Consider the following 14,351-nt stretch of genomic DNA (forward strand, 5'->3'; position numbering starts at 1 on the left):
TTTTGTTTCACTTTCTTGAAAAGTGCAAATATGGAAAACAATAACACATCAAAGCATCACTATTTTTACTCCGTTGGACTGAGTTATAAAAAAGCAGATGCTGAGATTAGAGGTAAGTTTAGTTTAGATGCCGCTGCAAAAACGCGTTTACTGGAACAAGCCAAAACGGAAGGAATAGAGAGTTTGATAGTTACTTCAACCTGCAATCGTACAGAAATTTATGGTTTCGCAGAGCACCCTTTTCAATTAATCAAATTAATTTGCGAAAACAGTCAAGGTTCAGTCGAAGCATTTCAAAAAGTTGGTTTTGTTTATAAAAACCAAGAAGCAATAAGTCATTTGTTTCGTGTAGGAACTGGTTTGGACAGTCAAATACTTGGAGATTTCGAAATTATTGCTCAAATAAAATCCAGTTTTTCACAATCAAAAGTTTTTGGTTTAGCCAATACTTTTATGGAAAGATTGGTAAATGCTGTTATACAAGCCAGTAAAAAGATAAAAACCGATACGGAGATTAGCTCTGGCGCTACTTCGGTTTCATTTGCCGCTGTTCAATATATTATTAAGAATGTAGAAGACATTGGGAACAAAAATATCCTATTATTTGGTACAGGAAAAATTGGTAGAAACACTTGTGAAAATTTAGTAAAACATACTAAAAATGAGCATATTACTTTAATCAACAGAACGAAAGCGAAAGCAGAGGAGCTAGCCGGAAAATTGAATTTAATCGTAAAAGATTATTCTGAATTGCATCTTGAACTTCAAAAAGCGGATGTTGTTGTGGTCGCCACCGGCGCTCAAAATCCTACGGTTGACAAAGCCATTCTAAATCTGAAGAAACCGTTATTGATTTTGGATTTATCCATTCCTAAAAACGTGAATGAAGATGTGGAAGAAATGGAAGGCGTTACGCTAATTCATATGGATTATTTGTCTCAAATTACAGACGAGACTTTAGAAAATAGAAAAAAACACATTCCTGCTGCCGAAGCTATCATTGAAGAAATAAAAGAAGAATTTATTACTTGGACCAAAGGCAGAAAATTTGCTCCAACAATCAATGCTTTGAAAGCAAAATTGAATGCGATAAAAACATCCGAATTGGATTTTCAAAGTAAGAAAATTTCAAATTTCAATGAAGAACAAGCAGAGATTATCAGTAACAGAATTATCCAAAAAATAACCACACATTTTGCCAACCATTTAAAAGATGACGATACCATGGTAGACGAAAGTATCGAATGGATTGAAAAAGTTTTTAAAATTGGAGCGAATACAAAATAATGAATAAAACGATACGAATAGGAACCCGCGATAGTGAACTCGCGCTTTGGCAAGCCCACACAGTCGAAAAAAAACTAAACGATTTAGGGTATAAAACCGAAATTGTAGCGGTAAAATCACAAGGAGATATTCTTCTCGACAAACCACTTTACGAATTAGGAATCACAGGAATTTTCACCAAAACGCTAGATATCGCTATGATTAATGGTCAGGTCGATATTGCTGTGCATTCCATGAAAGATGTTCCTACGGCTTTGCCAATAGGAATTGTGCAAGCGGCTGTTCTGGAAAGAGCGAATACTTTGGATATTTTGGTACACAAAGGAAACTTAGATTTTCTTAACGGAGAAGGAACAATTGCAACAGGAAGTTTGCGCCGTCAGGCACAATGGTTAAATAAATATCCAAATCACAACGTAGTTGATTTACGTGGAAACGTCAATACCAGAATGCAAAAATTACAGGAAAGCGATTGGAATGGAGCTGTTTTTGCAGCTGCTGGATTGGAAAGAATCAACTTGAAACCTTCCAATTATATTGATTTGGATTGGATGATTCCAGCGCCGGCTCAAGGTGCTATGGTTGTTGTTGCTATGGCAAATGATGATTTTTGTAGAGAAGCCGTTTCTGAATTGAATGATATTGATACCGAAGTATGTACGCATATCGAAAGACAATTCCTAAAAACACTCGAAGGTGGATGTACTGCACCAATCGGTGCTTTAGCTACTTTTGTTGAAGATGATATTTGGTTTAAAGGAGTCCTTTTTTCTATCGATGGTAAACAAAAAATAGAAATCGAAAAAACGGTACCGATGCAAGAATGGAAAAAATTAGGTTTTTATTGTGCCAAAGAAATTTTAGAGAATGGCGGGATAGAATTGATGACAGAAATTAAAATTAATTTGAAGAAATAATGAGCCAAACAAGCATTTTATCCACCAAAACATTGTCGGCAGAACAAAGGCAAGTATTTATTGATGCTAATTTTGATCTTTTAGAACAAGATTTCATCGAAATTAAAAACAACCTTTTTGAACTGAATACAATCAACAACAACTTAATTTTTAGTAGCCAAAATGCTGTTTTAAGTTTGATAGAACAAAACGGTTGGGAAGTTTTAAAGACTAAACCTGTCTTTTGTGTAGGTATTAAAACCAAGGAATTACTTGAATTGCATGGCTTTACAGTTGATGTTTATTTGGATTACGCATCTGAATTAGCCGAAATAATCACTTTAATTTACAATAAGGAAAGCTATACTTTTTTGAGCGGAAATTTGCGTAAAGAAACGTTGCCTGAAGCATTAAAAAACGCAGGAATAATTTTTAACGAAATCGAAGTTTATCAAACAACACTTGCGCCTTTTAAAATATCAGACCAAGAAAATTTTGACGGAATTCTATTTTTTAGCCCATCTGCTGTTGAAAGTTATTTGACAAATAATAAAATCAAGAATGAAGTTTGTTTTTGCGTAGGCACTACTACTGCATCAGCATTAGAAACAAAGAAAATTAAAAACATAGTAATTGCCGAAACACCAACTATCGAAGAGGTGATTTTGGAAGTTATTGAATATTATAAAACGGAAAGCATCTAGCAATCTGCTAAAATTTAAATACATGATTAAGAACGACCTATTTTTAAGAGCACTAAAAGGAGAAACAGTACAACGTCCACCAGTTTGGATGATGCGTCAAGCGGGAAGATATTTGCCGGAATTCATCGCTTTGCGTGATAAATATGATTTTTTCACCCGTTGTCAAACTCCAGAATTAGCTGCTGAAATAACCGTACAACCAATACGAAGAATTGCTCCGGATGCTGCGATTTTATTTTCGGATATTTTGGTAATTCCACAGGCCATGGGAATTGAGGTGTTGATGAAAGAAAATTTTGGTCCGTTTTTACCAAATCCTATTCGTACCATTCAAGATGTGGAAAAAGTAATCGTTCCGGATGTAAATGAAACATTAGGATACGTTTTTGAAGCTATCAAATTAACCAAAGAAATGTTGAATGATGAGGTGCCATTAATTGGTTTTGCAGGTTCTCCTTGGACAATTATGTGTTATGCTGTGGAAGGGAAAGGTTCTAAAAATTTTGATATGGCCAAAGGATTTTGTTTCCAACATCCAGAAGCAGCGCATGTTTTATTGCAAAAAATCACGGACACCACTATTTTATACCTAAAAGAAAAAGTAAAAGCAGGAGTAAACGCTGTACAAATTTTTGACTCTTGGGGCGGAATGCTTTCACCTGTTGATTATCAGGAATTCTCTTGGAAATATATCAACCAAATTATTGAAGCTTTAGCTGATGATGCACCGGTAATTGTTTTCGGAAAAGGATGTTGGTTTGCATTAGGCGAAATGGGTAAAAGTAGAGCTTCGGCATTAGGTGTTGACTGGACTTGTTCTCCAAGAAATGCAAGATACTTGTCAGGAGGAAACATCACTTTGCAAGGAAATTTTGATCCGTCAAGATTGTTGTCACCGATTCCAACCATCAAAAAAATGGTTCATGAAATGATTGACGAATTCGGAAAAGACAAATACATCGTGAATTTAGGTCATGGTATTTTACCAAATATTCCTGTGGATCACGCGAAAGCTTTTATTGATGCAGTGAAGGAGTACGGAAAATAGTTTACAGTGTTCAGAAAACTGGACTAAAGTCCAGCCTTACAAAATGTACCGAGCCGATGGCTCTCAGAAGTACGTAAAAGTTCCATAGGAACGGCGTGTCTTGTAGCAACGGATTTTAATCCGTTGAATAATAAATAATTTAAACAATGCTAAACAAAGGATTACGAGACCAGGAAAGTATTCGAATAGACAATGTGCTAAAGACGTTGCTTTCTATAGTTTTTGTGCCTAAATTTTGGAATTTAGAAGATAAAATAAACATAGAAGATCAATTGAAAGACTTTGGATTAAACATTCAAAGTCTGATCGATTGTAGTGAAAAGGACTTAATTACGCATTTGTTACGTTGTCATTTGGATTGGAATCAGTTAGAGCAATTTGCTGATTTTTTAGTGATTGCTTCGAAAGACAATCCGTTTGATTTTTCTGAAAAAGCGATTGCCATTTATAATTATATTCAGCAGGAAAGCAAAATGTTTTCGTTTGGAATCAATAGTAAAATAGCTGCTGCAAAAGCAAATTTATAAATGAGAATAAAAATTATAAATAAGATAAATTTTCTTCCAATTTTTTTCAATGCAATTTGGTTGGTCTTTTTGTGTTATATATTTTTTCATCAAGTGCCCGAATATGGAAATTACAAACCAGAAGGAGCTAGTACACTTATTTTTGGAGCAGTGGTAGTATCTTTTTTCATTTTTTTCATTTCACTGATTTATATTTTAATAGCCAATATTTATATTAAACATAAAATATATACGGATATGTATTATGTTTTTATTCCAGTCATTTTTTTATTTATTATGCTTTTCTTTAGATAATGAAACAACAATTTTACCAATACATACAAACCCTTCAAGACCAAATCTGCAAAGGTTTGGAAGCAGTTGAAGGTCAGGCCAAATTTCGTGAAGACCTTTGGGAACGTCCGGAAGGTGGCGGCGGAAGAACCCGCGTGATTGAAAACGGATCCGTTTTTGAAAAAGGCGGTGTCAATATTTCGGCAGTTCACGGGAAATTACCGGAAGCCATGCAAAAGATGTTCAATGTGGGTGAAGCTGATTTTTTTGCCTGTGGATTGAGTTTGGTTTTGCACCCAAAAAGTCCGATGGTACCTACAGTTCACGCCAATTGGCGTTATTTCGAAATGTACGATGATAACGGAAATGTGATTCAGCAATGGTTTGGCGGAGGACAAGATCTAACACCGTATTATCTGTTTGAAGAAGATGCCATTCATTTTCATCAAACTTGTAAAACCGCTTGTGACAAACACAATCCGGATTTTTATCCAAAATATAAGAAACAATGTGATGCCTATTTCTGGAATGCTCACAGAAATGAAGCCCGAGGAATTGGCGGGTTGTTTTTCGATTATTGCAAAGCAACAGATGCAATGTCGATGCAAGATTGGTACAATTTTGTAACCGAAGTTGGAAATAGTTTCCTCGAAGCGTATGTTCCAATTGTAGAAAAAAGAAAAGACTTACCGTATACTCCTGAACAAAGAACGTGGCAGGAAATTCGCCGTGGTCGTTATGTAGAGTTTAATTTGGTACACGACAAAGGCACTTTATTTGGTTTAAAAACCAACGGAAGAATCGAAAGTATCCTGATGAGTTTGCCACCACATGTGCAATGGGTGTATGACCATCACGCAGAAGCCGGAAGCGAAGAAGAAAAATTAGTAAACGTATTAGAAAATCCAAAAAGTTGGATTGCAGATTGATGATTAACGATTTTTGATTGCAGATTTTCTGTCATCACCAATTAGTTTTAAATCATAAATCAGCAATCGCTAATCTAAAATCATAAATCATATGTTCCCATTACACAGAGGCAGAAGATTAAGAACGAACGAATCCATTAGAAGTTTAGTTCGTGAAACCAGTTTAAGTCCAGCGGATTTTATGTTTCCCATGTTTGTTGCTGAAGGCGAAAATGTACAAGTGGAAATTGCGTCCATGCCAGGTATATTTCGTCGTTCTATCGATTTAACGGTAAAAGAAATCCGTGAATTATTCGATTTAGGCATTCGTGCGGTCAATATTTATGTAAAAGTCAGTGAAAATTTAAAAGACAATACGGGACTGGAAGCGTGGAATCCAAACGGATTAATGCAAAATGCCATTCGTGCCATTAAAGCCGCTTGTCCGGAAATGATTGTAATGCCTGATGTGGCTTTGGATCCTTATTCTATTTATGGTCATGACGGGATTATTGCAGATGGCGATGTAGAAAATGATTCGACTGTGGATGCCTTGGTTAAAATGGCGGTCTCTCATGCACAAGCGGGTGCCGATTTTGTTGCACCCTCCGATATGATGGACGGACGCGTGCTGCGTTTGCGCGAAGGTCTTGACGCTGCCGGTTTCCATAATGTAGGCATCATGAGTTATTCAGCAAAATACGCATCAGCTTTTTACGGACCATTTCGTGATGCATTAGACAGCGCTCCTGTTGATGCCACTGAAATCCCAAAAGATAAAAAAACATACCAAATGGATTATGCCAATCGCATTGAAGCCATCAAAGAAGCGTTGTGGGATGTAGAAGAAGGTGCTGATATGGTTATGGTAAAACCTGGAATTGCCTATTTAGACATCGTTCGCGAGGTCAAAAATGCGGTAAATGTTCCCGTAACGGTCTATCATGTTTCGGGCGAATATGCGATGATTAAAGCCGCTGCCGAAAGAGGTTGGCTAGATCATGATAAAATTATGATGGAACAATTAATGTGTATCAAAAGAGCAGGAGCAAGCTTGATTTCGACCTATTTTGCTAAAGAAGCAGCCATACTTTTGAACAAATAAATTTAGATTTTTTTTATTCTAACAATTTTAATTCTTTTTTTTGATTTTAATTTCAAAAAATAAATTATTTTTGAGAAAACTAAAAAAACTAAAATGAAAAGAGTATTAATAATTGCAATCGCATTTTTAGCTTTCTCTTGTAAAAAGCAAGAAGCTGTACCAGCTGAAAAACAAGCGGAACCAACTACAACAGAAGCTGCACCTTCTGAAGGAATGCCAGTAGAGGTTCAAACACCGGAACAATTAGGAGAATCAATTTTTAAAGGAAAAGGAACTTGCGTTTCTTGCCATAAAACGGATTCGAAATTAATAGGACCAAGTTTACAAGACATTGCTAAAATGTACAAAGAGAAAAATGGCAATATCATCACTTTCTTGAAAGGGGAGAGCAAACCTATTGTTGATCCAGCTCAATATGCATTAATGCAACCAAATATCGTCCTTACAAAAACAATGACTGACGAAGAGTTAAAAGGATTAGAAGCTTATGTATATTCAAATCTGAAATAGATTTAGTCTAAAATATGAAGCTAATCCCGCTATCATTCCAATCTTTCTAGTCCTGAATTTATTTCAGGATCCTGAAACAAGTTCAGGACTAGAAAGGATTTTCCCTTCAAACGAAGTTCACTGAACTCCAATGAATATAAACTTTAAGTGAAGTAATCGGGGCTATAAAACAAGAACCATTCGTGTAATCGAATGGTTTTTTTATTTCTAATACGATTCAATTTTTATTTCTTTGCGAACTTTGTGTCTTCTTCATGAACATTGTGGTTAAATTTTTTATCTTTAAAATATGGAAACAGCTTACATCAAAACTCCTTTAGGAATGGCAACAATCATTGGCGATGAAAATGGTATTTCGGTAATTTCAGTTACTGACGAAGGAACTGTTTCAGCAATAATCCCAACTGTTTTACAAGAAGCAGTCTCACAACTCAATGATTATTTCGAGGGGAAAAGAACCGATTTTGATTTTGCACTGAATCCAAAAGGAACTGATTTTCAACAAAAAGTGTGGAAAGGCCTATTGGAAATTCCATTTGGGAAAACCATGTCTTATATGGATTTATCTAAAAGGTTAGGCGATGTCAAAGCCATTCGTGCTGTGGCTTCTGCTAACGGGAAAAATCCGCTTTGGATTGTCGTTCCGTGCCACAGAGTTATTGGAACTGATGGCTCATTAACGGGCTATGCAGGCGGATTGTGGCGAAAGAAATGGCTATTGGAACATGAGAATCCAACGACGCAACAAAGTTTGTTTTAAAATAGACCTCTTAGATTTTAAAGGTCAAGAAAGTCTAATAAGTTAATAATCTAAAACGTCTGAAAATCTGAGAAGTCTAACAAAATCTAAATTATGATAGATAAAATTCACCTTAATAATATTTTATTTCTTGATATTGAAACTGTTCCAGAAGCTGCGGACTTCAACGAATTGGATGCCGAAATGAAAGATCTTTGGGAACACAAAACCCAATACCAGCGCAAAGACGAATACACTCCGGAAGATTTTTACGACCGCGCCGGAATTTGGGCAGAGTTTGGCAAAATTGTCTGTATTTCAGTCGGCTTTTTTACGATTAAAGGCGACATTCGGAATTTTAGGGTAACTTCTTTTTTTGGTGAAGAGAAGAAAATTCTAAACGATTTTATCAATCTGCTAAACAATCATTTCAATCAGCCGCAGCACGTTTTGTGTGGTCATAATGCTAAAGAATTCGATATTCCTTTCATTGCCCGACGCATGATTATCAACCAAATTGCCATTCCCAACAAACTGAATCTATTTGGAAAAAAACCTTGGGAAATTCCACATTTGGATACGTTGGAATTATGGAAATTTGGAGATTATAAACATTACACTTCTTTAAAGTTAATGTGTAAAGTACTCGGAATTCCTTCTCCAAAAGGTGATATCGACGGCAGTCAGGTGGGACATGTTTTTTATGTAGATAAAGACATTGACCGCATTGTAACGTATTGTGAAAAAGATACCATTGCCGTAGCGCAAATTTTCCTCCGATTACGTAGAGAAGAATTGTTGATTGAGGAGGAAATTATTCATGTTTAAATTGTCGAAACCCAATCAGGTTTCGCAATCCTGATTTGATTTGTTAATAAATAATTACATTTACAAAAATTATAGATTATGGTATTGAGTAGATTTTGGTTGGTCATTTTTATTTCTTCAATTGTATTTGTAGTGTTTAGTTTGTTTTCTGGAGACAGTTATACCATTGACCACGTTTTGAACGGAAAGAAAGATGATCCGATTCTGGTCTCGGAGAAATTCGCAGAACAACTTCCTACCTTTATTAAAGACAGCATCAAAAAAGCACCAGAACAAACCATGATTATCAATCGTGATACGCTAAATGCGGATACGACTTATGTTTATAAAAACAAAACTGTAAAAATTTACAGCGGTGTTCAAAAATCAGATGGTTTATTGCCAACGTGTAAAAGTAGTTTGCTAGATTTAATCCTTCCGCTTATTGCTTATTTGGCTTTTTTCTGTGGATTGATGGAACTTTTAATCATTTCTGGAGCCTCTGGAAAATTGGCTAAAGCATTGAGTCCTGTTTTTGTAAAAGTGTTTCCAAGTATTCCTGAAAATCATCCTTCTATTTCATACATGACTTTGAATTTTGCTGCTAATTTCTTAGGGTTAGATTCTGCTGCCACACCATTTGGTTTGAAAGCCATGGAAAGTTTACAAGAATTAAACCCCGAAAAAGATAAGGCCAGTGATGCACAGATTATGTTCCTGTGTTTGCATGCTTCGGGTCTTACTTTGATTGCTACTTCTATTATAGGATACCGTGCTGCGGCTAATGCCAGCAATCCTGCTGATGTCATGTTGCCTTGTATTATCACTTCTTTTATTGGTACAATTGCTGCTTTTCTTATCGTTGGAATCAAACAAAAAATTAATTTCAAAAGTGCTTCTTTGGTTATCGTATTGATGACATTAATAGCTGGAATTGTTGGTCTGTTGATGTATGTAAATCATTTGGATTTAATTGGTAAAAACTATTTCACTTCTAATCTTTCTGCTTTAATCTTAATTGGAATTATTGCTTTTACCTTGATTTTTTCATTTATAAATGAGAAGAAATTTACTGAAGCATCTACTACAGTTTTTGAAAGTTTTGTAGTGGGAGCCAATAATGGTGTGAAAACTGGAGTGACTATTTTTCCTTATGTATTGGGAATGTTAGTTGCCATTTCTTTATTTAGAAACAGTGGCTTGTTTGAAATTATTAGCAATTGGATTGCCTTCATTTTTTCGAATATGGGAGTAAGTAAACAAATTACCGATGCCTTGCCAGTAGCATTGCTTAGACCTTTTAGTTCTGCTGGATCAAGAGGCTTTTTGATTGACTCAATGAATACTTTTGGAGCCGATTCCTTAACGGCAAGATTGAGTAGTATTTTTCAATGTAGTGCCGAAAGTACTTTTTATGTGATAGCAGTTTATTTTGGTTCCGTAAATATTAAAAACACTCGTTATGCCCTTGGAACAATGCTTATAGTCGATTTGATTTGTGTGATTACGGCTATTTTTGTAGCAACCTGGTTTTTTTAAAAAGTATAAAAAATGAATTTATTCCATAAACTAATAAATCATTTAGTTGGGAATATTGCTATGTGGATATATTATCTAGGTAAAAAATCTATTGATGAAGTTGCAAAAGAAGACAATTCGATTTTAGGATTGATAATTATAATTGTTGCAGGATTTATTCTTTTTTCAATTTTCAATAATAAATGATTATAAAAAAAAGCCCCACAACATTGTGAGGCTTTTCTTTTGACTTAATCTGGTATGTTACTTCTTGATGAATGTTTTAACAGTAGCTTTTTCACCATTATTTAATTCGAAGAAATAGATTCCTTTGGTTAGGCTGCTAACATTAATTTGCCCTCCTGATGTTTTTCCGGATTGAATTTCAAATCCAAGAGAGTTGTAAATTTTATAAGAACCTTCTTTATTTTCTTTTACGGTAACAGTCAAAACATCAACTGCAGGATTTGGATACAATACAAAAGCATCACTTGCAGTTGCTACAGTAGTTGTTTTAGTAAGGCTGGTTTTAGCAACTCCACTTGCATAAACAGCTCCCACGCCTACAGCATAGAACGCATTAGTAGTTGCTATTACCTCAGGAGAACCTGCTCCATAAAGGTCAGCAGCAGCTTGTATTGCATATATTCTGGCATTAGCATAAGTTGAGCTTGATGTCATATAAATACTTTCCATTCGGTAGGTAATTTTGGCTGCTTTATCAATTCCAATACCGGTTACACTGTACGAACTTCCTTTGTCATTTGTTCCTGTTTTTCCTTCAGTAAGGATATAAAACCAATGGTTTAAAACTCCGCTATTTGTGTGAACTCCACATTGATCATTATTATTAGTTGGACGACATTTTGTAATGTTTACCCAATTTGTTCCTCCATAAGTATCAGGTTGTCCTTCTGTTTTTGGATTGCTCATAGAACGTAAAGACAAATGTCCCGTTCTTCTTTCTATGTCTTCACCAATTAACCAACGTTGTTTGTTTGGTGCAGCATAATATTCGATACAAGCTCCCCAAATATCTGAAAGGCCTTCATTCATGGCTCCAGATTCTTTTTGGTAGGCTAAATTTGAGGTACTTGAACAAACAGCATGTCCTATTTCATGTCCTGCCACATCTATTGAAGTTAATATATCAAAACCACCTGTTCCTGAACCATCACCATAGGTCATTACACTTCCATTCCAATAGGCGTTATTATAAGCACTACTGTAATGTACGTAGCTTTTAATGGCTGCTCCCGCATTATTGTAACTGTTTCTTCCGTGAACAGTAGACCAATAATCATATGTTTTTTCAGCTCCCCAGTGCGCATCCAAGGCTCCGTTGTCTTTATTTACATTATTGTATTCAGCTGCTGTCCAATTATTGTCTACATCTGTAAAATTGACAGCTGCAGTATAACTTGTTCCTTTTTTCATGTTATACGTCATGATTCCACTTCCGCGGGTAGCATCAGCTAATATATAAGATGTTCCACTTAATGTAGATTGGATCGATTGAGAACCGCTATAACGAGTGTCAGCATTAGCAATAACAAACGATGCAGCTGTATTTTGTTTTTCAGCTTTTTTGTTTACCGGATTTTGGTTACCATTGCTATATTCACCTAAATGTTTGATTGTTGCATTGTAAAATAAAGTAACGCCGGTTACTGCATCAATATAGATATCACCACGACTTACTGGGCTTGTTGCATAGATGTCAAATTTGTAAGCTAAACGAAGTTGCTCAGTTTTCTTACCATTATTATCTTCATCAACAAGAGGCAATAAGACTAACTCACCTGTTGGTTTTTGATACTCATTGATTTTTGCTTCAGCAGGAGTTTCCCAAAGATATTTAGAAGCACCAATTTGTCTTAAGGCACTACTAAAAGCTTGTTCTTTTGATAAAACTGGTAGTGTATTTACGTTGTCTAATTGATAAAATTCACCGCTCATGGACTCTAATTTTCCAGATTTGGAGTGTAATGTGTAGGTTGAGAATTCTACTTTGACTCCTTGGTGAAACAATTGGAATTTTTCATGCGAAAATCCTAATTTGTCTGTTTCAGTTTTTGTTTTAGTAAAGTTGGAATTGTCTTTTAATTCTAACTGTTCTTTGAATGCTTTTTGAGAATCGGTGTTTTTATAAGTTGATTTCTCATTAAATACAATTAGAGAGGGTTTTCCTCTTTCGTCATTGAATTTTTGTTTTACATTCTTTGATGCATCCTGTGCGTTAGTTTCTAATGCTAATAAAGAAACGGTCATAAATAACGCAATTTTTCCAAGTAATTTTTTTTCCATTTGTGATTTGGTTAGTTGTTAATTTTCTTTTTTAGGTATTAAAAAAGAATTTTAGGGTTGTTCAAAATTAACAAAAAACACGTAATATGTTATAAAAAACATATAATTTTATCTAATTTCATCAAAATAAAAGGAAATTAGTGCATAAAATCTTTGCGAAGGCTTATTTGGTAAGCCTTCGCAAAAAGTAGAAATTAGAAAAATATTAGCTGTAAATTACAGATTAATGGAAGGAAAAAGAATTTGATATATTAATCAATCACCATTTCAGGAACATCACCTTCAATAATCAAATCGGCTTCAGTGGAAGCGACAATATGTTCTACTGTTACACCTGGTGCGCGTTCCAATAGTTTGAAACCTTGTGGTGTTATTTCAAGAACGGCTAGTTCAGTAACCACTTTTTTAACGCAACCTACACCAGTTAATGGCAAGGTACATCTTTTAAGAATTTTTGATTCTCCGGCTTTGTTGACATGCATCATAGCAACAATAATATTTTCGGCAGAAGCCACTAAATCCATTGCACCACCCATTCCTTTGACCATTTTACCCGGAATCTTCCAGTTAGCAATATCACCATTTTCGGCAACTTCCATTGCACCAAGAATAGTTAAGTCAACATGTTGTCCACGAATCATTCCAAAACTGAATGCTGAGTCGAAGAAACTTGCTCCGGGCAAAGTAGTTATGGTTTGTTTTCCTGCATTGATTAAATCAGCATCTTCATCGCCTTCGAAAGGGAATGGACCCATTCCCAGAACGCCATTTTCACTTTGAAATTCAACGTCAATTCCTTCTGGAATATAATTAGCCACTAATGTTGGAATTCCGATTCCGAGATTCACGTAATAGTTGTGTTTTAATTCTTTGGCAATGCGTTTTGCAATTTGATTTTTATCTAAAGCCATAATTAGAAAATTTTTCTCACGGTTCTTTGTTCAATTCTTTTTTCATAATTTACACCTTGAAAAATTCTATTTACAAGTATCCCTGGAATATGAATTTCATTTGGATCTAAACTTCCTGCAGGCAATAATTCTTCTACTTCGGCAATGGTGATTTTTGCTGCTCCAGCCATACAAGGATTGAAGTTTCTTGCAGTTCCTCTGAATATTAAGTTTCCGGCTTCGTCACCTTTCCACGCTTTTACAATGGCAAAATCAGCTTTGAAAGCATGTTCCATAACGTGCATTTTTCCATTGAATTCACGTGTTTCTTTACCTTCGGCTACTTCAGTTCCATAACCGGCAGGTGTGAAAAAAGCTGGAATTCCTGCTTGTGCAGCACGACAACGTTCTGCTAAAGTTCCTTGAGGAATAAGATCCACTTCAAGTTCTCCAGAAAGCATTTGACGTTCAAATTCGGCATTTTCTCCTACATAGGAAGAAATCATTTTTTTGATTTGACGTTTTTGTAAAAGCAATCCAAGACCAAAATCATCTACACCCGCATTATTGGAAATACAGGTTAAGTCCTTGTTTTCTTTTTTTACTAATTCGGCTATGGAGTTTTCTGGGATTCCACATAGTCCAAAACCGCCTAACATTATTGTCATTCCGTTTTCAATGCCTTGAAGTGCATCTTGAACGGTATTTACTTTTTTGTTGATCATAGTGTGTTTTTTAGCCCAGATGGGAACGGCATCCTTTCTAGTCCTGAATTTGTTTCAGTATTCTGAAATAAATTCAGGACTAGAAAGATACAGTGTACAGCTGGAAA

Annotated in this window: 15 protein-coding genes; 12 read left to right on the forward strand and 3 right to left on the reverse strand. The window is 35.3% G+C overall.

What is annotated here, in order from left to right:
* Nucleotides 1-30: 30 nt before the first annotated feature.
* From hemA to ACM55H_RS01695, 12 genes are all read left to right on the forward strand, one after another.
* The gene (hemA, locus tag ACM55H_RS01640; protein WP_416834846.1) at nt 31-1,287 is read left to right on the forward strand and encodes a glutamyl-tRNA reductase; all 1,257 of its coding nucleotides are present in this window, start codon (nt 31-33) and stop codon (nt 1,285-1,287) included.
* Entirely contained in the window at nt 1,284-2,204 is a 921-nt protein-coding gene (gene hemC / locus ACM55H_RS01645; protein WP_156129412.1) for a hydroxymethylbilane synthase, read from the forward strand. Before hemA ends, hemC begins: the two co-directional genes overlap by 4 nt.
* Nucleotides 2,204-2,887, forward strand: coding sequence for a uroporphyrinogen-III synthase (locus ACM55H_RS01650; protein ID WP_416834847.1), 684 nt, complete (start codon nt 2,204-2,206; stop codon nt 2,885-2,887). The genes hemC and ACM55H_RS01650 overlap by 1 nt, the downstream gene beginning before the upstream one ends.
* A gap of 22 nt (nt 2,888-2,909) precedes the next feature.
* Nucleotides 2,910-3,935, forward strand: coding sequence for a uroporphyrinogen decarboxylase (hemE, locus tag ACM55H_RS01655; RefSeq protein WP_416834848.1), 1,026 nt, complete (start codon nt 2,910-2,912; stop codon nt 3,933-3,935).
* A gap of 146 nt (nt 3,936-4,081) precedes the next feature.
* Nucleotides 4,082-4,462, forward strand: coding sequence for a hypothetical protein (locus tag ACM55H_RS01660; RefSeq protein WP_416834849.1), 381 nt, complete (start codon nt 4,082-4,084; stop codon nt 4,460-4,462).
* Nucleotides 4,463-4,755: 293 nt separating this feature from the next.
* Entirely contained in the window at nt 4,756-5,664 is a 909-nt protein-coding gene (gene hemF / locus ACM55H_RS01665) for an oxygen-dependent coproporphyrinogen oxidase (protein ID WP_416834850.1), read from the forward strand.
* Between the two features lie 91 nt (nt 5,665-5,755).
* Complete coding sequence (hemB, locus tag ACM55H_RS01670; RefSeq protein WP_416834851.1) at nt 5,756-6,748, forward strand: porphobilinogen synthase; 993 nt, start codon at nt 5,756-5,758, stop codon at nt 6,746-6,748.
* A gap of 93 nt (nt 6,749-6,841) precedes the next feature.
* Nucleotides 6,842-7,258, forward strand: a complete 417-nt coding sequence (locus ACM55H_RS01675) for a c-type cytochrome (protein WP_416834852.1) — start codon at nt 6,842-6,844, stop codon at nt 7,256-7,258.
* Nucleotides 7,259-7,547: 289 nt separating this feature from the next.
* Nucleotides 7,548-8,018, forward strand: coding sequence for a methylated-DNA--[protein]-cysteine S-methyltransferase (locus ACM55H_RS01680; protein ID WP_416834853.1), 471 nt, complete (start codon nt 7,548-7,550; stop codon nt 8,016-8,018).
* A gap of 93 nt (nt 8,019-8,111) precedes the next feature.
* A complete protein-coding gene (locus ACM55H_RS01685; protein WP_416834854.1) occupies nt 8,112-8,825 on the forward strand; it encodes a 3'-5' exonuclease in 714 nt (237 codons plus the stop codon).
* A gap of 78 nt (nt 8,826-8,903) precedes the next feature.
* Nucleotides 8,904-10,343: a nucleoside recognition domain-containing protein gene (locus ACM55H_RS01690; RefSeq protein ID WP_416834855.1), complete on the forward strand. Its 1,440-nt coding sequence runs from the start codon at nt 8,904-8,906 to the stop codon at nt 10,341-10,343.
* Nucleotides 10,344-10,355: 12 nt separating this feature from the next.
* Nucleotides 10,356-10,529 (forward strand): hypothetical protein, encoded by a 174-nt coding sequence (locus tag ACM55H_RS01695; RefSeq protein ID WP_416834856.1) that lies wholly within the window; start codon nt 10,356-10,358, stop codon nt 10,527-10,529.
* Nucleotides 10,530-10,586: 57 nt separating this feature from the next.
* On the opposite strand, the gene ACM55H_RS01700 is transcribed toward ACM55H_RS01695, so the two are convergent.
* The 3 genes from ACM55H_RS01700 to ACM55H_RS01710 form a co-directional block, all read right to left on the reverse strand.
* Nucleotides 10,587-12,629, reverse strand: a complete 2,043-nt coding sequence (locus ACM55H_RS01700) for a M4 family metallopeptidase (protein WP_416834857.1) — start codon at nt 12,627-12,629, stop codon at nt 10,587-10,589.
* A gap of 251 nt (nt 12,630-12,880) precedes the next feature.
* Nucleotides 12,881-13,540, reverse strand: coding sequence for a CoA transferase subunit B (locus tag ACM55H_RS01705; RefSeq protein WP_416834859.1), 660 nt, complete (start codon nt 13,538-13,540; stop codon nt 12,881-12,883).
* A gap of 2 nt (nt 13,541-13,542) precedes the next feature.
* The gene (locus ACM55H_RS01710; RefSeq protein ID WP_416834860.1) at nt 13,543-14,244 is read right to left on the reverse strand and encodes a CoA transferase subunit A; all 702 of its coding nucleotides are present in this window, start codon (nt 14,242-14,244) and stop codon (nt 13,543-13,545) included.
* Between the last annotated feature and the right edge of the window lie 107 nt (nt 14,245-14,351).

The sequence above is a fragment of the Flavobacterium cryoconiti genome, assembly GCF_048158645.1.
GTDB classification, from domain to species: Bacteria; Bacteroidota; Bacteroidia; order Flavobacteriales; family Flavobacteriaceae; genus Flavobacterium; species Flavobacterium cryoconiti.